The sequence below is a fragment of the Microbacterium sp. AC145 genome (assembly GCF_979258505.1).
The window spans coordinates 635,929-661,734 of the sequence record NZ_OZ409859.1 but is presented as its reverse complement, the minus strand read 5'-3'; the positions used below and the strand labels follow the sequence as shown (position 1 = coordinate 661,734).

Genomic DNA, 25,806 nt, shown 5'->3' with positions numbered 1-25,806 from the left:
CGCATGCGTCCGTACATGGACAAGGTCGCGCCAGAGGCATGGAAGGCGGCTCGCGCGTTCTCATCCGCCATCCGCGAGGCCTCAGCACAACGGGGGCTCTTGCCCCAGGAATCGGAGTTGATCAAGGTTCGCGCCTCACAGATCAACGGCTGCGCGTTCTGCCTGGACTTGCACTCGCGGGAGGCACGACAGGCGGGGATCACTCAGCAGAAGCTCGACCTGTTGCCCGCGTGGCGTGACAGCGCGCTGTTCGAAGATCGCGAACGAGCAGTCCTCGCGGTGACCGAAGCCGCGACCGAGCTCCCTCTCTCGGAGGAGAGGGCCGCCGAGCTCTCGGGCGCCCTCGCCGTCTTGGGCGAGAGCACCTTCGTAGCGGCAGAATGGGTGGCGATCACCATCAACGCCTTCAATCGGCTCTCGATCCTCAGCGAACATCCCGTTCGTCCCCGAGACAAAGAGGAGAAGCTCATTCGGTGACCCGCCCACCGACCTGAGACAGCACCCCTACGCGCGGCGCGCGGGCAGTTCGACGGAGTCGCCCACCACGTCGATCGCCACTTTTCCGTGGAGCACGTAGTCCTGCCGGTTCTCCAGGATCGCATGCGCCTCGCCGGCTCGTTCGAGGGGCAGGACCGCACCGATGACAGGTTTCACGAGCCCCCGCTCGACCAGAGTGGTGAGGGCATCGAGCTTGCCCCGGCTCTGTCGTGTGAACACGAAGTGATATGCGGCGTTCTTACCCCAGGCCTCGATGAGCTCTTGTGGCTGCGCGATGTCGACGATGCTGACGACCCGTCCGTAGTCGGCGAGCGCGAGCGGGCTTCTCGTCAGCGCATCTCCCCCGATCGTGTCGAAGACGACATCCGCACCTCGACCCTGCGTGATCTCTGCCACGGCATCGACGTAGTCGGCCGACCCGTAGTCGATCGCGGCGTCTGCACCGAGAGAGCGTACGAAATCGTGGTCGGCGGCTCTCGCGGTGGTGATCACTCGGGCCCCGATCGACTTCGCGACCTGGATGGCGATCGTTCCGACACCGCCCGCACCTCCGTGGATGAGGATCGTCTCCCCCACCGTGAGCTGAGCACGGGTCACGAGGGCTTCCCACACCGTCCCCCCGACGAGCGTCAGACTCGCCGCTTCGAGGTGGGTGATGTTCTCAGGCTTCCTCCCGACGATGTCGACATCGGCGACGTGCTGCTCTGCGTAGGAGCCGTGGCCCTCGAAGATCTTCGGCGTGTAGTACACCTCGTCGCCGACACTGAACTCGGTCACGTGCGACCCGATCTCTTCGATCACGCCCGAAACGTCGTGTCCGGTGATGGCGGGAAGCGGAACATGCTCCGGGTAGTCACCACGGCGGATCTGGAAGTCGAGTGGATTCACGGCTGTCGCGTGCACTCGCACCCGCACCTGGCGTGGTCCCACCGTCGGCACGGGGACGTCTTGCACTTCGAACGAATCGATGCCGCCGAACTTCGTGAGAACGACGGCCTTCATGGTGTCAGCAACGATCACGATCCCTCTTTTCCGACGCCGAGGCGCCCGCACTGGTCTTCTCACAGTGTGGGGCAGCCTGCAGGAGCGCACCAGTGGCGGGATTGCCAATATGCGCGAGAATACTGACAGAGAGGCGGTGCACGGTGAAACGAACTCACAGAGTCGCGGTTCTGGTGCTGGAGGGAGCGCTCCCCCTCGACGTGGGCATACCCGCTGAGGTGTTCCACCCCGATACGGGATTCCCGTATGAGGTGGTGCTCTGCGGCGTGGATGCCGGCATCGTTCCGGCGCACGAGGGTTTCGGCTTTGCCGTGCAGCACGGGTTGGCCGCCCTCGAAGCCGCAGACACGATCGTCGTTCCGGGATACGCCCCACCCGGTCGACCCATCGCGACCGCGGTGCACGACGCACTGCAGAGAGCGGCATCCCGCGGTGTGCGTATCGCCTCGATCTGTTACGGCGCCTTCGCGCTGGCAGATGCCGGGCTGCTCGATGGCCTGCGCGCGACCACGCATTGGGACGCGGCGGATCTGCTTGCCGCACGCCACCCGAAGATCGCCGTCGAGCCCAATGTCCTCTTCATCGATGAGGGTGCCGTGCTCACATCGGCCGGCGCCGCCGCCGGCCTCGACCTGTGTCTGCACCTCGTGCGCTGCGACCTCGGCGTGAGCGCCGCGAATGAGATCGCCCGCGGGCTGGTGACAGCCCCCTACCGCAACGGAGGCCAGGCCCAATACCTCCCCAAGAGCAATGCCGCGCCTCGCGGTGGCGCGCTGGCCGCGACCCGCGAGTGGGCCCTGACCCGGTTGGGCCAGCCGCTCACGGTTGCAGACCTGGCCTCGCACGCAAGGATGTCACCGCGCACTTTCCTGCGCCGCTTCGCCGAAGAGACCGGCAGCACGCCACTGCAATGGATTCTGCGCGCCCGGGTGGATGCCGCGAGGGAGCTCTTGGAGAGTACGCGGCTGTCCGTAGACCAGATCGCAGACCGAGTGGGCCTGGGGACCGGATCGAACCTGCGTCTGCACTTCCGCAGAATCCTGGATGTGTCTCCTTCGGAATATCGCTCGACCTTCGCAGGCAGGGCCGGGACGGGGTGATCGCGGCGCGAGGGAATCGCCGAGTGGCGAAATCCTTGCGAATACTGGCAACGCCGCCACTGGGAAAGCGTGGGAGAACGAGGGAGACTTGCCGATGAGCTACCGCCCAGGCAACCGGAGGACAGATCTTGACCGCCTACATTCTCTTCCAGCGCGACACGACCGACGATCAGAGCGCTCTCGACCGCTATGCCGAGAAAGCCGACGACACGTTCTCCGGACACGACGTCCGGGTGCTGGTCGACTACGGCAGTCATGAGGTGCTCGAGGGTCCCCCGATCGAGGGAGTGGTCGTCTTGCAGTTCCCCGACGCGGCTGCAGCGAAAGACTGGTACTTCAGCGAGGAGTACCAGCGAGTGAGACAGGATCGGCTGAAGGGCGCGACCTACCGAGCGGTTCTCGTCGACGGCGCAGACACCGCCGGCTGAGGACGCTCCCTCTCTCATCGACGGATCGCGGAACGCCACGGATGCGCGACGCCGGTGGGCACTATCACGACCGGTCGGCGCTGATGGCGGACGAGCCGATGGGCGACGGAGCCGTCGAGCAGTTCTCGAACCGCTTCGCCGATCTCAGCACGCCGGGTGCCGACGACGAACATCGACGCAGCTGTTCGCTCTGCGAGGTGGTGCAGGGCGATCGCCGGGTCACCCACCACCTGAACAACCGTCCACGCGGCCGTCGAGCCGCTCAGACTCGCTCCCGCTTCGGCCCGAACGACGGCGAGGTCCCTCGTCCCACGCCGCAGGGCCGCGCTCACAGCTCGCGTCGGAGCGTAGCCGTCAGGATCACTCGCATCGATCGCGCGCGTCGTATCGACGTGGGCGATGATGAGCGGCACGCCCGTCGCCTCTGCCAGTGCACTCGCACGCCGCAGCACTTCGGGGTCACCGCCGGGGACATGTCCGGCGATGACTGCACCACCTCTTTCCTGATGTGGCGTCACGTCCGCACTCGTGGCGTTCACGACTGACTTCCTCACTGGGAGAGGAAGTCCTTCAGGGCGCCGTTGACCTCGTCGGCATGTGTCCACAACAGCCCGTGGGGAGCGTCGTCGATCTCCACGTAATCAGCCTCCGGGATCGCCTGGCGAAAGCGGCGGGCGGTGACGTCGATGGGCAGGATGTTGTCCTTCGTGCCGTGCAGGATCAGCGTCGGCTTACCGGCGGCACGCACCGCGGCGACGTCGCTCCGAAAGTCCTCCAGCCAGGAGGGGACGACCGCGTAGGCAGCGACCGGGGCGCTGGCGATCGCGACGCTCCAGCTTCCGCTGACAGCCTCTTCGCTGATTCGGGACCCGAGGTTGTCGTCGAGGTTGTAGAAGTTCTGGAAGAACTGGGCGAACCACGCATACCTGTCAGCCTTCGCCGCGGCAGCAATCTCATCGAACCCGGCCCGGGGCAATCCGTCGTGGTTGTCCTCGCGCTGCAGCAGGAACGGTTCCAGCGACGCCAGGAACGCGAGCTTCGCGACACGATCGTGGCCGTAGCGCGATACGTACCGAGCCAGCTCTCCAGTCCCCATCGAGAACCCGATCAAGACCACGTCCTGCAGATCCAAGGTCTCCAGCAGCGCGTTCAGATCGGCCGCGAAGGTGTCGTAGTCGTACCCCGCACCGACCTTCGACGACTGCCCGAAACCACGACGGTCATAAGCGATCACCCGGTATCCCGACGCGAGAAGCTCGCGCGTCTGCTTCTCCCAACTATGACCACTCAATGGGTACCCGTGGATGAGCACGATCGGCTGCCCGGCGCCCTGATCCTCGTAGTACAGCTCGATCGGCGTGCTGTTCTCGTCACCGACGGTGATGTAGCCCATGTTCCTGACCCTTTCGACACGAAGGCAGACCCGGTGGCCGACCTCTTCGAACAGCACACTCCGTGTGGCCGCCACATGGTCAAGGGAATCTTTCCGCCATCGCTGGCGGTGGTGTGGATGCGGCAGCTGCCGCATCCACACTCTCCGAGGCGACCGGCCGACGATCCGGTTACACCTGGTTCGTGCCCCCGTCGACGTAGATGTTCGAGCCGACCACGTAGCTGCTCTGCTCGGACGCCAGGAAGGCGACGACAGCTGCGGCTTCCTCAGGCTGGCCCATTCTCCCCTTGGGCACGGTCGCGACGACCGTCTGCGTGACCGCTCGGGCCGTCTCCTCATCGCTGAAGGCTGCGGTTCCTCCGGGGGTCTCGATCCACGCGGGCGAGACCACATTCACTCGGATTCCCCTGCCCTTGAGTTCCGTGGACCACGTGCGCGCGAAGGAACGAACGGCGGCCTTCGACGCCGCGTACGCGCCGAACGCCTCCATCCCCCGGTCAGCAGCGGTGGATCCGATCAGGACGATCGACGCCCCGTCGTGAAGCAGGGGCAGCGCCTTCTGCACCGTGAACAAGGTGCCCGTGACGTTGACCGCGAAGGTCTGGTCGATGTGCTCCTCAGTGGTCTGGTCCAACGGGACGAACGAGCCGACCGCAGCATTCGCCACGAGGATGTCCAGTCCTTTCCCTCGCGCTCGGACAGCGTCATACAGCCGGTCCAGATCACGAGGCTCTGAGATGTCTCCCGCGACCGCAGCGCTTCGGTCAGCGCCGATGGTCTCGACGGCCGCCGTCAGCTCGGCCTCACGCCTGCCGGTGATGAAGACGTAGGCCCCCTCATCTGCCAGCCGCACGGCACTTGCGAGTCCGATGCCGCTGCTTCCTCCGGTGATGACCGCCGTCTTACCCGCGAACTGATTCATCTCTGCTCCTTCGTCACTTGTCTTGAACTGTGCTCATCACCCATCCTGCTGCGGCAAGGACGTATGATCCATAAACAGGGGTCCGCAATCATTTACACATCGTCCAGGAAGAGGTGAGGCATGCTCGGATTTCACGATCCCGTAGCCGATGCGATCGGACTTCTCCACCCGACCACCGTGGTCGGGCCCAGTCTGAGAGCGGCGGGAGAATGGGCGCTGCAGTTCGACCAGTTCCCCCACGTGCGTACGGGCGGGGTCATCGACGGCAGATGCTGGCTCATCCTGGAGGGCCACGAACCCGTGCTTCTCGAGGCCGGAGACACCTTTCTCCTGGGCAACCCGCCGCCGTATGTGCTGGCCAGCTCCCCAGAGGCGATGGCCAGCCCGGCTGCTCCCGTGTTCGCCGAGGCTGAGCACGGACTCGTGCGCATCGGCCTCGAATCCGAAGAGGACGCGTACCTCTGCGTCGGACACATCGCGTTCGACGAGAGGAACGCGGCTCTCCTCACCGATCTGCTCCCCCCGCTCCTCGTCGTTCGCGCAGACGACCCGCACGGCGCGCGGTTGGCGCAGCTGATCGATCTCCTCGCCAGCGAAGTGGGTCTCGCCGCTCAGGGGAGCGCCTTGGTGGAGAACCATCTCGCTCAGATCCTGCTCGTCCATATGCTGCGAGCGCATGCCGGTCGCACCGACCGGCCGACCGGCTGGCTGGGCGCCCTGAACGATGACGCGATCGGGGCCGCCCTGCGAGCCATTCACGCGGATGCCTCGCATTCCTGGAGACTCGAGGAGTTGGCCGCGATCAGCCACATGTCGCGCTCCGCCTTCGCGCAGTCGTTCAAGAGCCACGTGGGAGTGCCTCCGCTCGAATACGTGATCAAGTGGCGGATGAACCTCGCGCAGGATGCGCTCGCACGAGACTCGCTCTCGATCTCCGAACTCGCACGAGAGACGGGGTATCTCTCCGAAAGCGCCTTCAGCACCGCCTTCCGACGCGTGGTCGGCGCATCCCCCGCTCAGTTCCGAGCGCGGGCGCGACAGCTGCCGCCCCGCAGTCACCGCCCGCGCTCCTCGGCGATCGAGTTCGCTCCGTCGATCGTTATCAGCTGACCCGAGATGTATGCCGCACCGTCGCCGGCGAGACACGCGATCACATAGGCCACCTCGTCTGCGGTGCCGGAGCGCCCGACGGGAGTCGCCGCGCCCATCCTCCGCTCGTGATCCGAGGCCGAGGCCGTGTCGATCCACCCCGGCGCGACCGCGTTCACGGTGATTCCCGACGCCGCCAGATCGATCGCCGTCGAGCGCGTCAATCCCACGATGCCGGCCTTCGCCGCGTGATAGGCGACATCGCCCCCGTACGCTGCGACGGGCCCGGAGACCGAGGAGACATTGACGATGCGACCGTAGCCGGCCGCTTGCATATGCCCCGCTACGGCACGTGTCATCAGAAAGGTGGTGGTGAGGTTCCGTTCGAGCGAAGCGTGCCAGTGATCGACGGACAGCCCGTCCACCGCACCCGAGGCGTACCGATCGGACACGGCGGTCATTCCGGCGTTGTTGACGAGGATGTCCACGCTGTCGAAGGAGTCCGACGCACACGTCATGACGGCATCCACACCGGCTTGATCCGTGAGGTCAGCGATCGCGCCCTCTGCTCGTATGCCGTCCGCCCTCAGCTCTGCCACCCGCGTGAAGATGCGGTCGGTCGTGGATGCGATCACAATGTGACACCCGGCCGCTCCGAGACGTCGCGCTGTTGCGAACCCGATGCCCTGCGCGCTTCCCGCCCCGGTGACGATGGCGACTCGCGGTCTGTCGATGCCCATGATGGAACCCTTCTCTGTGTCGTGCGCCCGCGCGGAACCGGGGCGTGGGGGTCTAGAGCGCGCAGATCGCCGTGTCGACGAGCTCGCGCAGTCGCAGCTCGGCCGGCGCGGCGGTGGCGTTCTGGGTGACGACGACAGCAGCTGATCTGCCATCATCGGTTGCGGCCACACGGCTCATGGTTCCCGGCACGTCGCCGCCGTGCCCCCATGCGGTGACGCCGCAACTGAGGTCGAAGGCGATGAGGCCGAGCCCGTACTCCGCACCGGCCCAGACGGAGTCAGCCGGCACGGTCTTCTGCATCTCGCTGAGGAGTGCCGGCGGAAGGATCTCCCCTGCTGCCAGCGACGAGAAGAAAGACGTCATGTCGTCGGTGGTGGACACCAACGATCCGGCGGAGAATCCCCACGACGGATCGAAATCGGTGTAGTCGGTCGCCCCTTCGCTCAGAGGGATGTAACTGTGCGGGTGCTTCTCGCGGATCACGATCTCACCATGATCCGGGAAGTAGGTGTCTTCCAGTCCGAGCGGCGCCAGAAGACGACGCTCCAGTTCCTCAGCGTACGGTCGACCGGTGACAGCCTCGATCAGCAGCCCCGCCACGATGTAGTTCGCGTTGCTGTAGTGGAACGCCGCTCCCGGAGCGTTCGTGACCGGATGAGTCAGGGCGAGATCAAGGGACGCGCGCGGCGATATGTAGCGGTACTGCCACGGGATGAGGTTCTGCCCGACATCGCCGGACATGTCGGGAAGTCCACTCGTGTGCTGCAGCAGCTGGCGGACCGTGATGTCTGCACCCGACACCTCCGGATGTCGGATGACACCAGGCACGTACGTCTCGACGGATCGGTCGAGCTCGACGAAGCCTTCGTCGACCAGCTGCATGATCAGGACAGCCGTGAACGTCTTCGTGTTGCTGCCGACGCGGATCTGGTCGCCGGGACGCGCTTTCTTCGCCTCGCCGAGCTCCAGGGTTCCGGCGGCGAGGGCGCGGATCTTCGCCCCGTCCCGGACGGCGACGAGAGCGGCAGGCCAACCGTCGAGTTCCATCGTCTCGGCGAGCGCCGCTTTCACCTCAGACACCGGAAGCGCAGTCGGTCGCGGCGGACCTGTCATGACTCCCGCGCCCGCAATGAGCGCGGAGACCGCGAAAACGCCCAAGATCGCGCGGTGCTTCATGGTTCTCCTTCGAGTGAGGCGGTCCCGCAGAGATAGTCGGACCTGCTCCACCGCTCAGTAGAAACGATGTGGCCGGAACACGGTCAAGTGATCGCGCCCTGGGACGCGGTGTCAGGCATCGCGACGCTTCACGAGCACGATCGCCGCGGTCAACAGCACGATCGCCCATGCCACGAGGCCGAGTGCTCCCTGCCATGGCTCGAGTACCCAGAGTCCCTCCGGACGCTGCAACGGCACCCCCGGCGAGGCGAAGTCGGCGTAACCCGGATGAGTGTTCAAGGCACGGCCGAGGTTGAAAGGCAGGAGCGCCGTGACGTTCTGCAGCCACACCTGAGGCGTCGAACTGCCCGAGACAAGGCCGAGCGCGAGCGGAGCGACGAACACGAGACCGAGCGCCACCGCGACGCCACCGACGATGTTGCGGAGGATCGCGCCTATGCCGAACGCGATCAGTCCGATCAGCACGATGTAACCGATGCTGCCGATCATCGCGCGCCAGTAGTGAGGGTCGTCCAGGCGGATGTCGATGTCGTTGGCCGCGAGTAGGGCGATGGAGATCGGTATCGTGATCGCCACTGCCAGCGTCGCGACGAGAAGGGTGACGACGGCGAACACGAAGGACTTGGCGAGAAGAGCGGGAACACGGCGGGGGACGGCGATGAAAGTCGACCGGATCATGCCGGTGCTGTACTCGCCGGCGATCACGAGCACGCCCAGCACGCTGACGACCAGCACGTTGACGTCAGTGCTGATGATGACCGCATTCACGCCGGCGGCCTGCATGCCGAGCTGTGTGATCCCGCCGTCGAGCCACGCGAAGCTCGTGGACGAGGACATCTGCGCACCCACACCGACGGTGACCACGAGCAACACGCAATAGGTCAACCAGGTCGATCGGATACTACGGAGTTTGATCCATTCTGAGTGCATGACTCCGCCGGCGCTGAGGCCCCGGGGCGTAGCCGTGGAGACAGAGGTTCTGCTGGTGCCCATCAGGAGCTCTCCGTTCGAGTCTGGCGGGCCGAGTACTCGACGCCGTCGCGGGTGAGTTGCATGTATGCCTCCTCGAGTGAGGTCGACACCGGGGTCAGTTCATAGACCACGAGCCCCGCGCCGGCGGCGATCTCCGCGATGCGCGGCGAGGCGACGCCGCGGACCGACAGCTGATCTGCATCGATGTGTGAGACGCGTCCGCCCTCACCTGCGACCAGACGGGCGAGAAAATCAGCCTCGCTCACGCGCACGAGCACCGAGTCATCGGAAGCCTCGGCGAGGATCTGGCTCACCGGCGCATCGGCCACGACCCGTCCGCGGGCGAGGACGATCAGGTGCTCGGCCGTCTGTGCCATCTCGCTCATCAGGTGCGACGACAGGAACACGGTGCGTCCTTCTGCAGCGAGGCTGCGTGCGAGTCGGCGCACCCATGCGACCCCATCGGGGTCGAGTCCGTTGACAGGCTCATCGAGAATGAGCGTCGCCGGGTCGCCGAGCAGCGCCGCCGCGAGTCCGAGACGCTGCCCCATGCCGAGGGAGAACGTGTTCACTCGCTTGTCCGCGACGGAGTCCAGACCTGTGAGGCCGATGACCTCATCGACCCGAGCCAGACCGATCCGGTGGGTCGCAGCCATTGCGCGAAGATGATTACGAGCGCTGCGCCCGCGATGCACGGACTTCGCATCGAGCAACACCCCGACCTCGTGCATGGGTGCGTGTGCGGTCGCATATGAGCGCCCGTTGACCGTCACGGCTCCCTCGGTCGGACGATCCAATCCGACGATCATGCGCATCGTCGTCGATTTACCCGCCCCGTTGGGGCCGAGGAAGCCGGTCACGCGCCCAGCCGCCACCGAGAAGTCGATACCGTCGACCGCGATCTTGTCTCCGTAGCGTTTGGTCAGCGAACGAGCGTGAATCACAGGACTTCCTTCTCTTCGACGGGCATCTTCTGCATCGGGACGCCTCGGAAGGCGACAGCCACAGTGGACACGATGTTGCGGGAACACTGTCAAACCGTCAGCTCAGCAAGGCGTGATTCCACCGAAGCACCTCGCCGGAATCGACGTCAGTGCTCGATCGTCATGAAAGCTGGTGACACGATGTCACTACCGCGGCACGCGCTCTTCGCGAATGCTTGTGCCGGTGAAAGCACTAGACATGTTCCTCAACGCTGCGATCATCTTCTTCGCGACCGTGTTCCTCGCCTACGTGGGGTTGCTCTACGATTTCGGACTGTTCACCACGCTTCCCGTGTGGATCACGGAATTCTTCCTCGACCGTCCGGTGTTGCAGTACGTGGCGCTGGCGCTCACCGTCGGAGCGTTGATCGCGAAGGTGCCAGTGCGAAGAGCCATCAGAAAGCACGATCCAGCGAAGGAAGGGTAGTCATCGTCAGGTACAGTTCACCCGGCACGCGCAGCGTTCCACGCATGCATCGAGTCGTCATGGGGTCGGCGATCCTGGCGATCGCCCCGCTGTCGGTGGTAGGCGTCGTCCTCACTTCGACATCGTGGTGGGAGGCGCTCTTCATCGCCCTCACGCTCGTCTTCGCGACGACTCTGCTCAAGGAGTGGCGCCTCGACGGCTACACACCCCGAGTCGTGTTCCTGATGCTGTTCACCGGCGCAGGCTATGTCTACGGCGCGTTCATGGCGAACAGCCCCATCAGCTTCATGCCTTTGGCGCTCATCGGCTCGCTGCTCTTGATGCAGGTGAGAAGACGGCGGATGGTCGCCGTGCTGCTCTTCTCTGCGGGCGTGGCCGCCCTGGGAGCCACAGCGCTCGCGATGAACCCGATCACCAGCAGGCTGGTGATCGGGTTCATCGTCGTGCCGGCCCTGGGAACCGCGTACATCGCCGCTGTGGTCTTCGCCGGTGAATTGGCGTGGAAGGTCGTACGCGACGCTGAACGCGCGAAGGAGATCGAGTCCGCGCTGGCCGTGGCGGAGGAACGAGCTCGCTTCGCCGGGGATCTGCACGACATCCAGGGCCAGTCCCTTCACGTGATCAAGCTGAAAGCCGCGCTCGCCCATCGCCTCCTGCACGACGATCCGACGCGCGCGGCCGCGGAGCTCGTGGAGATCCGTCAGCTCATCGATGACACCGTCGCCGAGACGCGCGAGCTCACCTACGCGCAGTACAGGATCGATCTCGCCGCTGAACTCGAGAACACCAGGGCGCTCGGCGAAGCAACCGGCATGCGGATCGACGTCCGACAGGACCTCGATCCCTCCGTCGAGCCACACCCGCTCCTCGCCCACACCCTCCGCGAGGCGACGACCAATCTCCTCCGCCATGCGGAGCCGACGTGGGTCTCGATCACTGCGGACCGTGACGGCGTCGCGGTGACCAACGACGGCGCCCCCGTCGGAGTCGAGCTTCGCCCGCGCGGCCTCGCTCGGCTGAGAACACGCATAGCCGATGCCGGCGGAGATCTCGTCTTCCGCCAAGATGGCGACGTGTTCACCACGAGCGCCCGGATTCACCCCTCGGCGTCTCCTCGACTCGACCAGCTGCCGGGGCGACGATGACCGCCGGCTCGGCGATTCGAGTGGTGCTCGCGGACGATGAACATCTTCTCCGTTCCGCGCTCGGCACGCTGCTCTCGCTCGACGGGGCGATCGCGATCGTCGGCGAGGCAGCCGACGGAGCGGATGCTGTGAAAGCGGTCGTGAGTCACCGTCCAGACCTGCTCGTCATCGACCTGGAGATGCCCGAGATGGACGGTATCCGTGCAGTCGAGCACATCTTGCGCGATGATCCGGAGCAGATCGTTCTGATGCTCACACGACACGCGCGACCGGGAGTCCTGCGGCGAGCCCTCAAAGCGGGCGTGCGCGGATTCATGAGCAAATCCGCAGACCCCGAACTCATCGGCGAGGTCATCCACCGGTTGCACGATGGAGGTCGATGGATCGACCACGACATCCTGCAGGCCTCGATGATCGACGATTCCCCGCTCACGGAGCGCGAACTCGACGCTCTTCGAGAGACGCAGGAGGGCTACTCGATCAAGCAGATCGCTGCGCGCCTCCACCTGGCGCCCGGAACGGTGCGCAACTACCTCTCGAACGCGATGCAGAAGACAGCGACCTCTTCGCGTCAGGACGCGGCGCGGAACGCGCGCGAGCGCGGCTGGCTCTGACGAACCCGCGACGAGAAGCTCCTGTGCCCTGCTCACGACCACATGGTGTGCGCGAAGACCGCTACGGGCGGATGATCAGCGACGCGCAGCGAGCGACTGCACCTCATCAGCGGTCGCGAGAACGGCATTCCGCCATGGGTCATCGAAAGCGAGTCCTCGTCCGTCATCTCGCACAGCGACGCCGTGGTGTCGGAGCCGCTCCCCCAGGTCTCCCAGATCATCCGCCGCGGGGAGCACGAGCGTGACCTGCCCCAGGCCGAGCGCCGGAGTCCGCGGTCCTGCACCGCGCGATTGCCAGACATTCATCGCCATGTGATGGTGATACCCGCCGGCGCTGACGAAGAGCGCCGATCCGCGGTAGTCGGCAGTCTCGTCGAACCCCAAGGCGTCGACGTAGAACGCGCGAGCACTATCGAGGTCGCCTACTGAGAGATGGACGTGCCCGACGGACGCGGCCTCGTACTGCGTCGCCCCGGCAGCGACCTCTTCGGTGAGGTGTTCCTGGAGGAACGCTGTGGGATCGAGGAACAGCGAATCCATCTCGATCCGACCGTGGGTCCACGACCACTCGGTGCGCAGACGGTCCCAGTACAACTCCACACCGTTGCCTTCAGGGTCGGTGAAATAGAAGGCTTGGCTGACGAGATGGTCGGCACTCCCGGCGAAAGCCTGAGGCGACCGACTCGCCACCGAATACACGGCAGCGGCCAGCGCCGCTTGCGATTCGAACACGATGGCCGTGTGGAAGAGGCCGGCTGATCCTGTCGGCGCGTGACGCAACGCGGGCGAATGGACGAGCACCACGATCGCGCGTCCAGCGCGTCCGAGGGTGACCGTGTCTCCCTCGGCACCGATCACCGTCAACGTGACGACGTCGCGATAGAACCGGGTCATCTCGTCGAGATCGCGGACGAGTAACGTGACTGCCCCCATGGCAGTGTCGGCCGCGAGATGCTCGGCTGCGGAGATGAAGTCACTCATGAGAGTGAGAACGACTGGGTATGCGACATGATTCCCCCTGTATCAGCACGGCTGTCTCGGCTCAGCGCCGATCTGCCGCGTTCCGGTTCGTCGGACGGATGAACGCTGCGACAAAAGCGAGGACAGCCGCTGCGGCCAGAGCGCCCTGCGCTCCGAGCCACCCCGTCAGCATCCCGATGATGGGAGCACCTGCTGCCTGCCCCAGTGCGATCACGAGAAAAGCGAGCCCGACTCCCGCGGCGGCCTGAGCGGGATACACGCGGGTCCCCCAGATGAGCAAGAGGCCGGACAGCGCGATGTACGTCGCACCGAACCCGGCAGCCGCGAGCGACGCGACAGCTGCGCGTGCAGGGAACGCCGCGAAGAGCATGATCGACGTCGCCATCAGGGTGACTGTGACGCTCCATCCTGTGCGGATCCCCACACGCCGCACGACATCCCCCGCGACGGCGCCGAGCGACCCGAACACCCCGAGCAGGATCCACGCGATCGTCGAGATCTGCGGACTCAGCCCCCCGTCGGTGACCAGCACATCCCGTCCGAACGTCCATATTCCTGCGCTGGCGGCGCCGACGAGCGCAGCCCCGGTGATCAACCGTGCGCTACCGGGAGGAAACAGCGGTCTCGGCAGCAGACGAGCCAGGGGCGTCGACGCGGTCGAATCCGGCTCATTCCTGCCAGGCGCAGGGATTGCTCGCGCCGCCCACAGAGTGGCCGCCGCACAGCATCCCGCGAAAACGCCCCACGCGACTCGCCACTCATGCTGAGTGAGCAGTGCGATGGGCCCCGCGACGGCGACGCCGATTCCCGTACCGGCGTTGATCACGGTCTGCGTTCGGTCCTGTCGGCTGGCTGGAATCGTCTCGGCGACCGCGTGCGCGAGAGCGGGAGAAGCCACCCCTGCGCTCGCACCCGCCAGAATGACCCCGACCGCCAAAACGGTGCCCGTGGGAGCCGTGGCGATCAGAGCAACGCCGCTGGTGGCGACGACGCCCGCTCCGACGCCGAGCGCACGCGCGCCGAGACGTGGTGTCAGCAGGGTGGCGATGACGACGGCGACACAGTATGAGACGTACGAACCGGCAGCGACCGTTCCCGCCATGGTGGCATCGAGCGCGAACTCCTCCCGGAACGCCGGCACGAAGAGCCCGTATCCGAAGCGCGCCAGCCCGTAGCTGACGGCGATGAGCGCGACCCCGGCCCCCGTCAACTCGAGGAAGGGTCCGCGACCGCTCTGCGTCGGGGCATTCATGCCGCGGACAGCGTGGGAACCACGAACATCGTGCCCGCATCGGCCAGACGTGCAGCGGCGACGACGCTTTCGGGATCCACCAGGATCACGTGATGCCCGTCGACGGTCAACCTGCGAGCGAGTTCTATGAGCATCCGTTGGGCCACGTCGTCGATCGAGGAGACGTGCGTCACGTCGATCGCCACGGTGTGCTCCGTCGGCGACACGTCGACGATCTCACGCACGATTCGCTCCGCCCCGGCGAATCTGATCCCGCCCTGCAGCTCCACGACTCGCAGTACGTCCACACCGTCACCGATGATGCGGTGCGAGCGCACGACGGCACGGGAGGCAGGAGGCACCGACATCACATGCAGCCCCATGTCAGACGAGAACTGCTCGAAGAGCCTCACTCCACGCGCGCTGTTGCCATGCCTGTCGAGGCGCGGCGAGAGCGTCGCGATGCCGACCTGCCCGGGGAGGGCGCCGATGAGGCCGCCCGCCACGCCGCTCTTCGCGGGGATACCGACCTGTGTCGCCCAGTCCCCGGCCGCGTCGTACATCCCGCAGGTCGCCATGACGCTGAGCACCTGGCGGATCACCGCTTCGTCGACGACCCGCTCGCCGGTGCGAGGATTGAGTCCGTGGTTCGCCAGCGTCGCAGCCATCACGGCGAGATCTGTGGTCGTGACGAGAACCGAGCACTGCCGGATGTACCCGTCGACGACAGCACGCGGATCTTCTTCGAGGATGTCGTAACTGCGAAGCATGTGAGCGATCGCGAGGTTCCTGTGCGCACTCTCCATCTCCGAAGAGCACACCGACTCGTCGATGGACAGCTTCCGACCGGCGAAGGCCGACAGGCCGTCGATCACCCGTCGGGTGCGTTCCTCCGGGTCGCCGCCGCGCGGTCCGACCAGGGCATGCGAGGCCAACGCCCCGGCGTTGATCATCGGGTTGAACGGACGGCCTGTGCCGATCTCGAGGGAGATCTGGTTGAATGCCTCCCCCGAGGGTTCCACGCCGACCTTCGCGAGCACCTCGTCGAAGCCGCGCTCCGCCAGGGCGAGCGCATACACGAACGGCTTCGAGATCGACTGGATAGTGAAGGGCGAGTCGATGTCGCCTGCGCCGTAGATCGTGCCGTCAGTCATGGCGAACACCGCGCCCAGGCGCTCAGGTTCAGCATCCGCGAGCTCGGGAATGTACTCCGCGAGGGATCCCGATGTGTCGGCTTCGACGTGTCGGAGCGCGTCGTCCAGATAGTCCGAGACGACCGAACCGATCATGCGATCTCCCGACGATCCGCGTCGATCCGTGTGTCGGCGGGCACGCTGTCCGAGTCCGCGTTCGCATCCGCCGTCAGTGCGATCAGCTCCTGCACCTCGACGTTCGCACCGAACGCCGGCGTACCGGGCTCGAGACGAGCACCCGCACCGAGCGGGCCCACGGTCAGCGGATCGAATCCGAGACGATCGATCAGATGCGACACGGCGACGACGTCATCACCCCTGTCGCCGGCGATCGCGATGGCCTTGCGACCCGGTTCCCCGCGCGGGCGGGCCTCGCGCTCCAGGTCGTGATAGCCCATGTGGTTGAGAGCCTTCACCACCCTCGCCCCGAGGAGGAACTGCTGCACGGCTTCGCTCGACGAGATCCCGGATTCCAGCACGTTGTCTCGAGGACCGTCCACCTCCCACCAGTGGTTCATCGCATCGATGACCAGCTTTCCCACCAACTCACCCACGGGCAGCGCCCAGTATCTGCTGAGAGGAAGAGCGAGGATCACGATGTCCGAGCGTTCGACCACCTCCGCCGCAGTGAGGGCGATCGCCCCGGGTGTGAGCACCTCGGTGGAGAGCGCGATCTTCGCCGGATCGCCCGAGCCCGCGATGAGCACGCGGTAGTCGGCGAGAAGCGCCAGCCGCGCTACGGTCGTGCCGACCTTGCCGGCGCCGAGGATCCCGACGGTCGCGATCATCGCTTCACCTCGGCCACTCGACTCTCAGCAAGCAGCTCACGCACTCGGGGTATCACCTGGGTCCCGAAGAGCTCCACAGATCGAAGTCGTGCCGAAGCCGAGACTGTCCCGGCCGCCGAATAGATCATGTCGAATCTCCCGACATCGAGTGTGCTGATCGCTCTCGCGATCCTGCGTGCGACAGTGTCTACGGAGCCGACGTAGAGCGAGCCACTCTCGACATCCGCATCGAACTCGTGCCTCCGGAGAGGCGGCCACCCGCGCTGCACACCGATACGGTCACGAATCTCTCGGTATCCCGGATAGAAGAGCTCCTTCGCCTCCTCGTCCGTCGATGCGATGAACCCCGGCGAGTGCATCCCGACCGGCAGGGCTGTCGTGCCGAGCTGTTCCGTCGCCTTGCGATACAGGTCGACGTACGGCACGAATCGATCGGGCGTGCCGCCGATGATCGCGAGCATCAGTCCGAATCCGTAGTGCGCTGTGCGCAGCACGGATTGCGGCGAGCCGCCGACACCCACCCATGTGGTCAACCGCCCCGACTCCGTCTTCGGGTACACATCCGCATCATGGAGTGCGGCGCGAGTGGTGCCTTCCCACGTGACGGGCTTCTCATCGAGAAGGCGATGGAACAGGTCGATCTTCTCCTCGAACAGCAGCTCGTAGTCCTTGAGGTCATAGCCGAACAGGGGGAAGGATTCGGTGAAGGAGCCGCGACCGAGGATCACCTCCGCGCGACCGCGGGACAGCGCGTCGACGGTCGCGAAGCGCTGGAACACTCGCACAGGATCGTCAGACGACAGCACCGTCACACCCGATCCCAGACGTATGCGTGTGGTCGCAGTCGCGATCCCGGCAAGCACGGTGTCGGGACTCGAGATCGCATACTCCGCCCGGTGATGCTCCCCGACGGTGATGGCGTCGATACCCACGTGATCGGCGAGAACGGCTTCGTCGACCACCGCTCTGATCGCTTGCGCATGCGACATGATCGTGCCTCGGTCGTCGCGGGGCAGATCGCCGAAGGTGTCGATCCCGAACTCGATGTGCTGTGGATCCTTCACGGTGTCTCTCTTCTCACTTGCAGGCTCGCGAACGGGTGTCTAATTGATATCTCAACATGATGATGGCAGAAGTGGTTCACATGTCAACTTTCTGTCGAGCGAGAGGAGCAACGATGAGCGCATCCCGGCGCGGCAACGACCTGCCCACCAGTGAGGAGTTCGCGATCTGGAGGTCTTACATCCAGACCGTCGAGATCCTCCGCGCACGAGTCCAAGCCAAGCTGCAGTCGGACTCGCAGCTGTCCGAAGGGGACTACAAGGTGCTCCTCGAGCTCAGTGAGGCGGAAGCGAGGTCGCTTCGCTCCTCCGAGCTCGCGAACCGCATGGAATGGGAGCGCAGCCGGCTGTCCGGCCATCTGGGCCGTATGGAGAGGCGAGGGCTCATCCGCCGGGAACCGAGTGCCGACGACGCCCGAGGCTCCCACGTGATCCTCACGAGTGACGGCGCGCTCGCGTTCCGCCAGAGCATGATGCCTCACTTGAGGGCGATCAAGACGCATTTCATCGACGCCTTCACCGACGCGCAGCTCACCATGATCGGCGACACGACCGCGTCTCTCCGCACCCACCTCGATCTCCCACCGACCACCGGCAGCGCGTCGAGATAGCCGCTGCGACATCTCACGTCCCTCCTCCGAACGATCGTCCAGTCGCCAGTGAAACCTGTGGCCTAAGAACACAGTCAAGACCTGCCCCCGAACAACTTGACTGCGTGCTGGGAACACAGTCTTCAGTGGACTCAGACACGCGCGCACGGACCTCGACGTCCCGCACACTCGCGAAGGGCGGCACTGCATGACTTGGAGCACGCGAGAACTCGCGGAGCTGGCAGGGACCACGCTGAATGCCGTCCGTCACTACCATCACGGTGGACTCCTCGACCAGCCGTCACGATCCCACAACGGCTACAAGCAGTACGAAGTGCGCCACCTCGTGCGACTCCTGTTCATCCGGCGTCTCCGTGATCTCGGCGTCCCTCTCGACCGGATCCCGCAGGCCGGCGCCGCGCAGCGATCGATGGTCGCCGTCCTGAGCGCGGTCGACGAGGAACTCGAGACGAACATCGAGCGACTGCAGTTGTCCCGAGCCGCGATCGGCGCCATTCTGCGCGGATCATCGCCCGGCCGCGCGCCCGCGAGCGGTCGTCGACTGTCGTCACGACACAGCCTCGTGCTGCTTGACAGCAGTGCAGCCGAAGCCGATACTTCACATGTCAATTACTAAGTGGGAGAGAGAACCTCATGAGTGAAGAGCCGACTGGCGCTGCCGCGCAGACCGTCGTCGTCGACCGGGTCGATGGCGACCCGATCCGTTCGTACTCGATCCGCATCGAAGGAGGGTCTGCGCACGCGGGACGCGCCGATTACCTCGATTCCGCCGCCGCGGAGCGCGATCGCATCTTCTTCCACACCGAGGTCGATCCCGAGTTCAGCGGGAGAGGTCTGGCTGGACAGTTGGTGCGCTCTGCTCTCGAGGATGCGATCACCGAGAACGTCATGGTCGTGCCTGTCTGTCCGCTCTTTGCGGCGCATCTTCGCAAGCATGGAGATGCGTACGTCGCCGACGGCGGGCACTACCGCGCACCGCGACCGGCCGACCTCGCTCTCGTAGGTCGGGCGGTGCATCGCTCATGATGACCCGCGCGCTCGATGTTCACGAAGGCTCGCCGCAGATTCTCGAGCCCCGCGAGGTGCCGCTCGGCGGAGTGCGGGCATTGGACGTGCGCCGCACCCTCCCCCAGCGGAGCCGAAGTCTGATCGGGGCCTGGTGTTTCCTCGACCATTTCGGACCCGATGAACTCACCGAAGACCGGGCCATGCACATGCCGCCGCATCCTCACACCGGTCTTCAGACCGTCTCCTGGCTGTTCGAAGGCGAGGTGGAGCACCGCGACTCCACCGGCGCTCACCGGCTGGTTCGCCCCGGCGAGATCAACCTGATGACCGCAGGATCCGGCGTCCAGCACTCTGAGTACTCGACTCCGAACACACGACGGATACATGGCGTACAGCTGTGGGTGGCCCTGCCCGATGAGGTCCGCGACATGCCGTCGACGTTCGAGCACCACTCGGCGGAGCGCGTGGTCATCGGCGATGCGACAGCGCTCGTGTTCGTGGGGGCGCTCGCCGGGGTGTCGATACCCACTGCCGTGCATTCACCGCTCGTCGCCGCCCAGCTCGACCTTCACCCGGGAAAGGCGGCGGATGTGCCGCTCGACCCGTCGTTCGAGCACGGAGTGCTGGTGGATGCCGGAGAGATCCTCATCGACGGTGTGTCTGTGCCTCGCAATGCACTCGCCTACGTGCCCGTCGGACGGGAGTCAGCCCGGATAGAGTCCGTCGGCGTGACGGCAGCGCGCGCGATCCTCATCGGTGGAGCGCCGTTCACCGAGCCGATCGTGATGTGGTGGAACTTCATCGGGCGCAGCCACGAAGAGATCGAGCGTTACCGGGCGGACTGGCAGTCGGGAGACCGCCGTTTCGGAGACATCGACGACATCGCTCCGCGCCTGCCCGCGCCCGTGTTGCCGAACGTGGCACTGCGCCCCCGTGCGCCGGCGACCCTCGGCCCGCGCGACCGGAACAACCGGTTGCTCGACGGCATGGGCTCCTAGCCGCACATCGGGCGTCACTGCCCAGCCGGGCAGGTCGGTGCCTCGTCGGGAAGCTCGAGGTCGATGAGGTAGTCGGCGGCGATCGCGTCGGCGCAGGCGCTCGCTCCCTTCGCGATCACGGTATGCCCCTCGCCCTCGACGGTCAGAAGCGTGCTTCCGAGCGTTTCGGCGAGCACGATCGCGTTGGTGTGCGGAGTCGTCGCATCACCGGTGATCGACACGACCAGCGTCGGAGGGAGTCCGTCGATGTCTTGGCCATACGGTATCTCCAGCTCGCCGGTCGCGGGAAAGTCCGCGCACCGGTCTCGCAGCTCCTCGTCCGATGTCGTACCCGGGTCCATCATGGGCGCCTGAGCATACGTGTCCTCACGGAGGTCGACCAGGTCGTCGGCCCGCAGGAGAGTCTCGTCGACGCAGTTGATCGCGATCGATGCATCCACCTGGTTCGAGCTCACGCCCTCCTCCGAGACTCCGCCGATGCCGTTCGCCAGCTGGAGCAGCTGATCGCCGCGTCCTTCCTTCACCTCGTGAAGACCGGCGATCACGAGCGGCCACAGTTCGGGGGCGTAGAGCCCGGCCATCACGCCACCCAGACCCGAAGCGAAGTCCAGTTCAGCATCGCCAGCGGGCAGAGGATGCTCGCCGAGCGGCTGGATGAGGTCCTGCAGCGCCGCAGTCCACCCGTCAGGATCCACTCCGAGAGGGCAGTCCGCCTCGGTCGCGCAGAACTCGGCCATCGATTCGAAGGCATTCTGGAATCCGACATACGACGCGAGCAGCCGTTCCTCCGAGCCGAGGCTCGGATCGAATGCGCCATCGAGGATCATGGCCCTCACGTTCTGGGGGAACTCCTCGGCGTACACGGTTCCGAGCCTGGTGCCGTAGCTCTGTCCGAGGAAGTTGAGCTGATCCTCTCCGAGCGCCGCCCGCAGGATGTCCATATCCTTCGCGGTGGTGCGTGTGCCCATGTTCGCGAGTGCCTCGACTCCCCCCGAGCCGTCGGCACAGCGAGTGGCCAGCTGGGTGGTCTCCTCTGCGGTCAACGGAGTGAAAACGCTGCCCATCTTGGCGAGGAGTGTCGCTGCCTCAGGCGAGCCGTCGCTCAGCCCGCAATCGGCGGAAGGCTCGGTCGCGCCCACCCCTCGAGGGTCGAACCCCACCAGGTCGAAGCGCTCCGGAATGGCGCTGTCCGCCATCAAGGCCGACGCACCCATCGTGCCGATCAGCCCTGCTCCCCCCGGACCGCCCGGGTTGAAGAGCAGCGGCCCCAGCGACTCGCCTCGCGCCGGGATCCGCACCACCGCAACGGATGCGGTCGCTCCGGTCGGGTCGGCGTAGTCCAGCGGCACCGTGAGCCGAGAGCACTCGGCGTCGGGAACCAGTGGGAAGTACTCCTCGTCCACCGCGGTGATGGCGAAGTCCTGGCAATCCCCCCATCGCAGTTCCTGATTCTCGTACTCATCGAGCGCGAGGACTTCCTGATTGTCCGGATCGTCGGCTCGGATGCCCCCCGAGGGCGAACAGGCCGCGAGCACGGCGACGAGTGCTGCCGCGAGCGCGCTCAGGCGCACGGCGTGACGGCGTTCGCGACCGCTGTGCCCTTCTCGGCGCTTGTCAGACAGAGAACGTTCGATCGATCGGCCCATGTGCGACATGGAACACCCTGTGCTGAGGACACGGTCAAGCGCACGGCACAGCCGAGCCGGTGGGCCGCCGGGCATGTGACACGGTGTCACGTCTTCTCGTGACATGGCGACACTACCTCCGCCTTCGAGGATGGGCTGCGATGGAGGGATGACAGATTCTCACACCTCCACCGATCCTCGTCCAACGCGCGTGCGATTCTGGCGGCGACCCTTCCAGGTCGTGCGCGAGAACATGCGCGTCTATCTGATTCTCAACGCGGCGGCCTACGGACTCGCCTTGGCGGGCTTCGCCCTCGGACTCGTCTTCCCGGATCTCGTCGCCGCAGAGGCGGCCGGGCTCGAAGAAGACGGCACCGGGGGGCTCGTGCGCTGGCTCGTCAACATCCCGCCCCTGTTCGCACTCGCGATCCTCGGGGTCAATCTCTTCGGACTCAGCGCACTGACCATCGTGCTGCCGTCACTCGTCGTGCCGTTCGCCGGGCTCGCGTTCTTCGCATACTGGGCGGTGACCACCGGGATCACTCTCGTGCAGACCTCGAGCACGGGCTGGGTCGCACTCATCCCGCACTCGCTGACCTTCCTGATCGAGCTGCAGGCGTATGTGCTGTTCCTGCTGGGCGCTTTCCTCGTCGGCAAGTACTGGCTGTTCCCTCGCACCGCTCGGGCGAAGAATCGGCGCCAGGGCTATGTGCGCGGTCTGCGTCAGCTGGGTCTCCTCTCGCTCCCGGCACTCGCGCTGCTCATCATCGGCGCCGTCTGGGAAGCGTATTCGCTGCGCTACCTCGTCTATCCCCTCACGCAGCTCCTGCTCTGAGCCGCGCACTCTGGAACGACCGCGGGAAGGACGGTACGAGAGATGGCGTGGAGCACGAGAGAGCTGGCTGAACTCGCCGGAACAACACTGAACACCGTGCGTCACTATCACCGCGTGGGACTTCTCGACGAGCCGGATCGTGCGAGCAACGGCTACAAGCACTACGAGGTCCGACATCTCACCCGGCTGATACTGATCCGACGCCTGCGTGATCTCGGCGTGCCGCTCGACCGCATCGAGCACGCCAGCAATCCCGAGTCCTCCGTGGCGGCTCTGCACGTGATCGATGCCGAGCTCGGCCTGAGCATCGCTCGCATGCAGCGCGCGCGTGCCGACCTGAAGGCGATTCTTCGCGGTTCGGCCGCCAGGGTTGACCCGGTCGTGACCACATAGTGTGCGCTGACCATGACCCGAGAATCACTCGGCAGTGAGAGATGGAGACCGGCATGCAGACAGCGCCCGTACAGTTCGGGGTCGACACGTTCGCGGATGCGATGACAGATCTGTCGGGGCGCACGCTCTCCGATGCGGAGACGCTGCGCCGCACCGTGGATCAGGGTGTCCTGGCGGAACAGGTCGAACTCGACTTCTTCAGCGTGGGTGAGCACTACCGGTCGGACATGCTCGACTCCGCTCCTCCCGTCATCCTGGCGGCGATCGCCAGCAGAACGTCGCGCATCCTGCTCGGGACCAGCGTCACCGTCTTGTCGACCCAGGACCCTGTGCGGATATTCCACCAGTACTCCACGCTCGACGCCGTGTCAGGCGGACGCGTCGAACTGGTCGTCGGCAGGGCCTCGACCATCGACTCGTTCCCACTCTTCGGCTTCGACCTCACGGACTACGAGAATCTGTTCGAGCAGAACCTCGAGCTCTGGGTCAAACTGATGCGCGAACAGCCGGTGACCTGGTCAGGAACGACTCGGACCGATCTGAATGAGCAGACTCTCTATCCTCGCGTCGAGGGCGGTTCCCTCCCTACGTGGGTCGGCGTCGGCGGCAGCCCGGACTCCGTCGTCCGGGCTGCACGTCACGGTCTTCCGTTGATGATCGCGATCATCGGCGGAGATCCGAAGCGTTTCGCCCCGCTCGTCGACCTGTACTACCGGGCTCTCACCGAGTTCGGACGCGCTCAGCTCCCAGTGGGACAACACGCGATCGGACACATCGCGGCGACGGACGACCAAGCCGCAGAGGAGTTCTGGCCCGCCTGGCAGACCACGATGACACGTGCCGCCGGCGAGCGGGGAACCCGCGCTCCGACCCGCGAGTCATACATGCGCGAGGTGGAGGACGGCGCTCTGATGATCGGCTCACCCGAATCGGTGGCAGTGAAGATCGCTGAGTGCGTGCGCGCGCTGAACCTGAGCAGATTCGACTTCAAGTACGCCCTCGCCCCATTGGCGTGGGAGCTCGGCAACAGGTCGATCGAGCTGTACGGCCGCGAGGTGGTTCCTCGCGTACGCGAACTGCTCGCCGACTTTCGCCCGATCGACCGGGTGCCCTCCCCCACCGAAACCCGCTGAGAGACCGGCCCGGAGGCCGTCGACGTTGCCCTCGACAGCGCGTGTTGACCATGTGCCAGCCACATGGTGTGGAGTCGTCTCATGACGACAAGCGACGACACACACTGGTTCCAGCGTTGCGGAAAGGCCGCGCAGGAGTGGCTTCTGCACAACCCCGGTTCCGCTCTCACGACGGCGGCGCTGGACGCCGTGATCGGGGCAGGGGGAACGCCGATCAGAAGGCATGCGTCGGAGGACGATCGCTCGGAAGCGTTCTACCTCCACCCGGCTGACAGCGAATATCTCATCGAGCTCCGTGCTGCGGGCATCTCGACCGGAGCCAGGTAGTCGCCGCACACACCCGACGTCTCGAAGCAGCAGAACCGCAGAGTGGAAAGCAGAACATCATGGAACATCCGAAGACGCCTGTCGAGTATCATCGCGGGCTGACAAGCGACAAACGCCGAATCGGTCGAGGCATCCTCGCGATCATCCTCCTCATCGCGGGTATGCAGGCCTTCGCCTTCGCTTTCACAGCAGCGGCGGCGGTCGTCGATCTGATGATCGGCACCGAGACCAGGGCGGGGTACACGCCGCTCGTCAACGCCGCCGGCGCATTCTCCATCGCCCTGCTGATCCCATGGAGCATGCTCATCCAGCGCTGGCTCTACGGCGTGCGCGGAGGGTCACTGTCGTCGGTGCTGTCTCATTTCCGCTTCGACCTGTTCGGCCGCGCCCTGATGATCCTTCTCCCGGTGACCGTGGTGTTCCAGATCGTGTACTACTGGACCCCTTTGCCTCAGACGAGCTGGGGGTGGCACGACGGGCTCCTTCTCGTGGCCACTGCACTGGCCATCACGCCGTTCCAGGCAGCGGGTGAGGAGTACGGATTCCGTGGTCTCATCTTCCGTGTCGTCGGCAGCTGGACTCGCAACGCCCGTCTCGGACTCATCCTCGCGATCGCCATCTCGAGCGTTCTGTTCGCGCTGGTCCACGTGTCCACGAGTGGACTGCTCAACGTGTGGTACCTCGTGTTCGCCGTCGGAACGGCCTGGATCACCTGGCGCACCGGCGGCCTCGAGATCGCCGTGGTGCTTCATGCCGTGTTCAATGCCACGCAGTTCGTCATCGACGCCGCACTGGACGTGGATCCCACTGTCGCGGCCGACCGCTCAGCCGGTGCGATCGACCTGACCGTGCTCATCCCGATTCCGCTCATCATCGGGGCCGTCATCGTGGTCGCGATTCGCACACGGCATACAGGGACCGTCCTGACCCCCGGAATCGCATCCCGGCCGGCACAGCACGAGGGAACAGCCGTCGAGGACTTCGCGGATTCTTCCGAGCGCTCGACTGCTCCCTAGGCGCGCGGTCGCGGGGCCGCCTCTTCTGCGCACCGCGGTATCGGCCGCGGTGCGCAGTCGTGAGAACCGGCACGGATCGCAGCAAGCAGGGGCACTGCGAAGAGCACACTGAAAGG

The 25,806-nt window shown here is 65.6% G+C and carries 30 protein-coding genes; 16 read left to right on the top strand and 14 right to left on the bottom strand.

The features are described from left to right. Positions 1-3 precede the first annotated feature (3 nt). A complete protein-coding gene (locus tag ACZZZN_RS03230; RefSeq protein WP_463503787.1) occupies positions 4-477 on the top strand; it encodes a carboxymuconolactone decarboxylase family protein in 474 nt (157 codons plus the stop codon). Positions 478-504: 27 nt separating this feature from the next. Here ACZZZN_RS03230 and ACZZZN_RS03225 read toward each other — a convergent pair whose 3' ends face one another. Continuing rightward, positions 505-1,518 (bottom strand): zinc-dependent alcohol dehydrogenase family protein, encoded by a 1,014-nt coding sequence (locus tag ACZZZN_RS03225; RefSeq protein WP_463503786.1) that lies wholly within the window; start codon positions 1,516-1,518, stop codon positions 505-507. A gap of 125 nt (positions 1,519-1,643) precedes the next feature. Here ACZZZN_RS03225 and ACZZZN_RS03220 point away from each other — a divergent pair, with 125 nt between their 5' ends. Together ACZZZN_RS03220 and ACZZZN_RS03215 are read left to right on the top strand one after the other, a co-directional pair. Continuing rightward, complete coding sequence (locus ACZZZN_RS03220) at positions 1,644-2,600, top strand: GlxA family transcriptional regulator (protein ID WP_463503785.1); 957 nt, start codon at positions 1,644-1,646, stop codon at positions 2,598-2,600. Positions 2,601-2,728: 128 nt separating this feature from the next. Next, a complete protein-coding gene (locus ACZZZN_RS03215) occupies positions 2,729-3,028 on the top strand; it encodes a DUF1330 domain-containing protein (protein ID WP_463503784.1) in 300 nt (99 codons plus the stop codon). A 14-nt stretch (positions 3,029-3,042) separates the two neighbouring features. Here ACZZZN_RS03215 and ACZZZN_RS03210 read toward each other — a convergent pair whose 3' ends face one another. From ACZZZN_RS03210 to ACZZZN_RS03200, 3 genes are all read right to left on the bottom strand, one after another. Continuing rightward, entirely contained in the window at positions 3,043-3,567 is a 525-nt protein-coding gene (locus ACZZZN_RS03210; protein ID WP_463503783.1) for a universal stress protein, read from the bottom strand. A gap of 11 nt (positions 3,568-3,578) precedes the next feature. After that, complete coding sequence (locus tag ACZZZN_RS03205) at positions 3,579-4,421, bottom strand: alpha/beta fold hydrolase (protein WP_463503782.1); 843 nt, start codon at positions 4,419-4,421, stop codon at positions 3,579-3,581. Positions 4,422-4,590: 169 nt separating this feature from the next. Then, entirely contained in the window at positions 4,591-5,343 is a 753-nt protein-coding gene (locus tag ACZZZN_RS03200) for an SDR family NAD(P)-dependent oxidoreductase (protein ID WP_463503781.1), read from the bottom strand. Between the two features lie 120 nt (positions 5,344-5,463). Here ACZZZN_RS03200 and ACZZZN_RS03195 point away from each other — a divergent pair, with 120 nt between their 5' ends. Then, a complete protein-coding gene (locus ACZZZN_RS03195; RefSeq protein ID WP_463503780.1) occupies positions 5,464-6,453 on the top strand; it encodes an AraC family transcriptional regulator in 990 nt (329 codons plus the stop codon). On the opposite strand, the gene ACZZZN_RS03190 is transcribed toward ACZZZN_RS03195, so the two are convergent. From ACZZZN_RS03190 to ACZZZN_RS03175, 4 genes are all read right to left on the bottom strand, one after another. Continuing rightward, entirely contained in the window at positions 6,399-7,172 is a 774-nt protein-coding gene (locus ACZZZN_RS03190; RefSeq protein ID WP_463503779.1) for an SDR family NAD(P)-dependent oxidoreductase, read from the bottom strand. The two genes, ACZZZN_RS03195 and ACZZZN_RS03190, sit on opposite strands and share 55 nt — an antisense overlap. A 52-nt stretch (positions 7,173-7,224) precedes the next feature. Beyond that, positions 7,225-8,253: a serine hydrolase domain-containing protein gene (locus ACZZZN_RS03185; RefSeq protein WP_463503778.1), complete on the bottom strand. Its 1,029-nt coding sequence runs from the start codon at positions 8,251-8,253 to the stop codon at positions 7,225-7,227. A gap of 207 nt (positions 8,254-8,460) precedes the next feature. Further along, positions 8,461-9,279, bottom strand: coding sequence for an ABC transporter permease subunit (locus ACZZZN_RS03180; protein ID WP_463503777.1), 819 nt, complete (start codon positions 9,277-9,279; stop codon positions 8,461-8,463). A gap of 62 nt (positions 9,280-9,341) precedes the next feature. After that, positions 9,342-10,265 (bottom strand): ABC transporter ATP-binding protein, encoded by a 924-nt coding sequence (locus ACZZZN_RS03175; RefSeq protein WP_463503776.1) that lies wholly within the window; start codon positions 10,263-10,265, stop codon positions 9,342-9,344. Between the two features lie 238 nt (positions 10,266-10,503). Between ACZZZN_RS03175 and ACZZZN_RS03170 the strand changes: the two genes are divergently transcribed. The 3 genes from ACZZZN_RS03170 to ACZZZN_RS03160 are packed head-to-tail and all read left to right on the top strand — an operon-like array spanning position 10,504 to position 12,490. Beyond that, positions 10,504-10,731, top strand: coding sequence for a hypothetical protein (locus ACZZZN_RS03170; protein ID WP_463503775.1), 228 nt, complete (start codon positions 10,504-10,506; stop codon positions 10,729-10,731). A gap of 44 nt (positions 10,732-10,775) precedes the next feature. After that, positions 10,776-11,876 (top strand): sensor histidine kinase, encoded by a 1,101-nt coding sequence (locus ACZZZN_RS03165; protein WP_463503774.1) that lies wholly within the window; start codon positions 10,776-10,778, stop codon positions 11,874-11,876. Then, positions 11,873-12,490, top strand: coding sequence for a response regulator transcription factor (locus tag ACZZZN_RS03160; RefSeq protein WP_463503773.1), 618 nt, complete (start codon positions 11,873-11,875; stop codon positions 12,488-12,490). The genes ACZZZN_RS03165 and ACZZZN_RS03160 overlap by 4 nt, the downstream gene beginning before the upstream one ends. Before the next feature lie 75 nt (positions 12,491-12,565). On the opposite strand, the gene ACZZZN_RS03155 is transcribed toward ACZZZN_RS03160, so the two are convergent. The 5 genes from ACZZZN_RS03155 to ACZZZN_RS03135 all read right to left on the bottom strand — a co-directional run bounded on the left by ACZZZN_RS03155 (position 12,566) and on the right by ACZZZN_RS03135 (position 17,747). After that, the gene (locus tag ACZZZN_RS03155; RefSeq protein ID WP_463503772.1) at positions 12,566-13,471 is read right to left on the bottom strand and encodes a VOC family protein; all 906 of its coding nucleotides are present in this window, start codon (positions 13,469-13,471) and stop codon (positions 12,566-12,568) included. A gap of 61 nt (positions 13,472-13,532) precedes the next feature. Continuing rightward, positions 13,533-14,723 carry an MFS transporter gene (locus ACZZZN_RS03150; RefSeq protein WP_463503771.1) on the bottom strand — a complete coding sequence of 397 codons (1,191 nt, stop codon included), beginning with the start codon at positions 14,721-14,723 and terminating at the stop codon, positions 13,533-13,535. Next, on the bottom strand, positions 14,720-15,991 hold the full coding sequence (locus tag ACZZZN_RS03145) for a glutaminase (protein ID WP_463503770.1): 1,272 nt from the start codon (positions 15,989-15,991) through the stop codon (positions 14,720-14,722). Before ACZZZN_RS03145 ends, ACZZZN_RS03150 begins: the two co-directional genes overlap by 4 nt. Then, complete coding sequence (locus ACZZZN_RS03140; RefSeq protein WP_463503769.1) at positions 15,988-16,683, bottom strand: NADPH-dependent F420 reductase; 696 nt, start codon at positions 16,681-16,683, stop codon at positions 15,988-15,990. Before ACZZZN_RS03140 ends, ACZZZN_RS03145 begins: the two co-directional genes overlap by 4 nt. Next, positions 16,680-17,747, bottom strand: a complete 1,068-nt coding sequence (locus tag ACZZZN_RS03135) for an LLM class flavin-dependent oxidoreductase (RefSeq protein ID WP_463503768.1) — start codon at positions 17,745-17,747, stop codon at positions 16,680-16,682. Before ACZZZN_RS03135 ends, ACZZZN_RS03140 begins: the two co-directional genes overlap by 4 nt. Before the next feature lie 113 nt (positions 17,748-17,860). Here ACZZZN_RS03135 and ACZZZN_RS03130 point away from each other — a divergent pair, with 113 nt between their 5' ends. The 4 genes from ACZZZN_RS03130 to ACZZZN_RS03115 all read left to right on the top strand — a co-directional run bounded on the left by ACZZZN_RS03130 (position 17,861) and on the right by ACZZZN_RS03115 (position 20,361). After that, complete coding sequence (locus tag ACZZZN_RS03130) at positions 17,861-18,355, top strand: MarR family winged helix-turn-helix transcriptional regulator (RefSeq protein ID WP_463503767.1); 495 nt, start codon at positions 17,861-17,863, stop codon at positions 18,353-18,355. 187 nt (positions 18,356-18,542) lie between these two features. After that, positions 18,543-18,971, top strand: coding sequence for a helix-turn-helix domain-containing protein (locus ACZZZN_RS03125; protein ID WP_463503766.1), 429 nt, complete (start codon positions 18,543-18,545; stop codon positions 18,969-18,971). A 17-nt stretch (positions 18,972-18,988) separates the two neighbouring features. Next, the gene (locus tag ACZZZN_RS03120) at positions 18,989-19,381 is read left to right on the top strand and encodes a GNAT family N-acetyltransferase (RefSeq protein ID WP_463503765.1); all 393 of its coding nucleotides are present in this window, start codon (positions 18,989-18,991) and stop codon (positions 19,379-19,381) included. Then, entirely contained in the window at positions 19,378-20,361 is a 984-nt protein-coding gene (locus ACZZZN_RS03115) for a pirin family protein (RefSeq protein WP_463503764.1), read from the top strand. Before ACZZZN_RS03120 ends, ACZZZN_RS03115 begins: the two co-directional genes overlap by 4 nt. A 14-nt stretch (positions 20,362-20,375) precedes the next feature. Here ACZZZN_RS03115 and ACZZZN_RS03110 read toward each other — a convergent pair whose 3' ends face one another. Beyond that, positions 20,376-22,016 carry an alpha/beta fold hydrolase gene (locus ACZZZN_RS03110; RefSeq protein ID WP_463503763.1) on the bottom strand — a complete coding sequence of 547 codons (1,641 nt, stop codon included), beginning with the start codon at positions 22,014-22,016 and terminating at the stop codon, positions 20,376-20,378. A 139-nt stretch (positions 22,017-22,155) separates the two neighbouring features. Between ACZZZN_RS03110 and ACZZZN_RS03105 the strand changes: the two genes are divergently transcribed. The 5 genes from ACZZZN_RS03105 (at position 22,156) to ACZZZN_RS03085 (ending at position 25,690) form a co-directional block, all read left to right on the top strand. After that, positions 22,156-22,821, top strand: a complete 666-nt coding sequence (locus ACZZZN_RS03105; RefSeq protein ID WP_463503762.1) for a hypothetical protein — start codon at positions 22,156-22,158, stop codon at positions 22,819-22,821. 42 nt (positions 22,822-22,863) lie between these two features. Beyond that, positions 22,864-23,214, top strand: a complete 351-nt coding sequence (locus ACZZZN_RS03100) for a MerR family transcriptional regulator (protein WP_463503761.1) — start codon at positions 22,864-22,866, stop codon at positions 23,212-23,214. Between the two features lie 53 nt (positions 23,215-23,267). Then, positions 23,268-24,347 carry an LLM class flavin-dependent oxidoreductase gene (locus ACZZZN_RS03095; RefSeq protein ID WP_463503760.1) on the top strand — a complete coding sequence of 360 codons (1,080 nt, stop codon included), beginning with the start codon at positions 23,268-23,270 and terminating at the stop codon, positions 24,345-24,347. Between the two features lie 81 nt (positions 24,348-24,428). Further along, entirely contained in the window at positions 24,429-24,674 is a 246-nt protein-coding gene (locus tag ACZZZN_RS03090) for a hypothetical protein (RefSeq protein ID WP_463503759.1), read from the top strand. 59 nt (positions 24,675-24,733) lie between these two features. Continuing rightward, complete coding sequence (locus ACZZZN_RS03085) at positions 24,734-25,690, top strand: lysostaphin resistance A-like protein (RefSeq protein WP_463503758.1); 957 nt, start codon at positions 24,734-24,736, stop codon at positions 25,688-25,690. Positions 25,691-25,806: the final 116 nt, after the last annotated feature.

What these genes read in the sequence shown, in the direction of transcription:
- ACZZZN_RS03115 (WP_463503764.1), top strand. Translation starts at nt 19,378, where the DNA reads ATGATGACCCGCGCGCTCGATGTTCACGAAGGCTCGCCGCAGATTCTC.
- ACZZZN_RS03095 (WP_463503760.1), top strand. Translation starts at nt 23,268, where the DNA reads ATGCAGACAGCGCCCGTACAGTTCGGGGTCGACACGTTCGCGGATGCG.
- ACZZZN_RS03205 (WP_463503782.1), bottom strand. Translation starts at nt 4,421, where the DNA reads ATGGGCTACATCACCGTCGGTGACGAGAACAGCACGCCGATCGAGCTG.
- ACZZZN_RS03190 (WP_463503779.1), bottom strand. Translation starts at nt 7,172, where the DNA reads ATGGGCATCGACAGACCGCGAGTCGCCATCGTCACCGGGGCGGGAAGC.
- ACZZZN_RS03160 (WP_463503773.1), top strand. Translation starts at nt 11,873, where the DNA reads ATGACCGCCGGCTCGGCGATTCGAGTGGTGCTCGCGGACGATGAACAT.
- ACZZZN_RS03200 (WP_463503781.1), bottom strand. Translation starts at nt 5,343, where the DNA reads ATGAATCAGTTCGCGGGTAAGACGGCGGTCATCACCGGAGGAAGCAGC.
- ACZZZN_RS03130 (WP_463503767.1), top strand. Translation starts at nt 17,861, where the DNA reads ATGAGCGCATCCCGGCGCGGCAACGACCTGCCCACCAGTGAGGAGTTC.
- ACZZZN_RS03195 (WP_463503780.1), top strand. Translation starts at nt 5,464, where the DNA reads ATGCTCGGATTTCACGATCCCGTAGCCGATGCGATCGGACTTCTCCAC.
- ACZZZN_RS03165 (WP_463503774.1), top strand. Translation starts at nt 10,776, where the DNA reads ATGCATCGAGTCGTCATGGGGTCGGCGATCCTGGCGATCGCCCCGCTG.
- ACZZZN_RS03125 (WP_463503766.1), top strand. Translation starts at nt 18,543, where the DNA reads ATGACTTGGAGCACGCGAGAACTCGCGGAGCTGGCAGGGACCACGCTG.
- ACZZZN_RS03230 (WP_463503787.1), top strand. Translation starts at nt 4, where the DNA reads ATGCGTCCGTACATGGACAAGGTCGCGCCAGAGGCATGGAAGGCGGCT.
- ACZZZN_RS03100 (WP_463503761.1), top strand. Translation starts at nt 22,864, where the DNA reads ATGGCGTGGAGCACGAGAGAGCTGGCTGAACTCGCCGGAACAACACTG.
- ACZZZN_RS03140 (WP_463503769.1), bottom strand. Translation starts at nt 16,683, where the DNA reads ATGATCGCGACCGTCGGGATCCTCGGCGCCGGCAAGGTCGGCACGACC.
- ACZZZN_RS03085 (WP_463503758.1), top strand. Translation starts at nt 24,734, where the DNA reads ATGGAACATCCGAAGACGCCTGTCGAGTATCATCGCGGGCTGACAAGC.
- ACZZZN_RS03155 (WP_463503772.1), bottom strand. Translation starts at nt 13,471, where the DNA reads ATGAGTGACTTCATCTCCGCAGCCGAGCATCTCGCGGCCGACACTGCC.
- ACZZZN_RS03180 (WP_463503777.1), bottom strand. Translation starts at nt 9,279, where the DNA reads ATGCACTCAGAATGGATCAAACTCCGTAGTATCCGATCGACCTGGTTG.
- ACZZZN_RS03145 (WP_463503770.1), bottom strand. Translation starts at nt 15,991, where the DNA reads ATGATCGGTTCGGTCGTCTCGGACTATCTGGACGACGCGCTCCGACAC.
- ACZZZN_RS03090 (WP_463503759.1), top strand. Translation starts at nt 24,429, where the DNA reads ATGACGACAAGCGACGACACACACTGGTTCCAGCGTTGCGGAAAGGCC.
- ACZZZN_RS03105 (WP_463503762.1), top strand. Translation starts at nt 22,156, where the DNA reads ATGACAGATTCTCACACCTCCACCGATCCTCGTCCAACGCGCGTGCGA.
- ACZZZN_RS03120 (WP_463503765.1), top strand. Translation starts at nt 18,989, where the DNA reads ATGAGTGAAGAGCCGACTGGCGCTGCCGCGCAGACCGTCGTCGTCGAC.
- ACZZZN_RS03110 (WP_463503763.1), bottom strand. Translation starts at nt 22,016, where the DNA reads ATGTCGCACATGGGCCGATCGATCGAACGTTCTCTGTCTGACAAGCGC.
- ACZZZN_RS03150 (WP_463503771.1), bottom strand. Translation starts at nt 14,723, where the DNA reads ATGAATGCCCCGACGCAGAGCGGTCGCGGACCCTTCCTCGAGTTGACG.
- ACZZZN_RS03170 (WP_463503775.1), top strand. Translation starts at nt 10,504, where the DNA reads ATGTTCCTCAACGCTGCGATCATCTTCTTCGCGACCGTGTTCCTCGCC.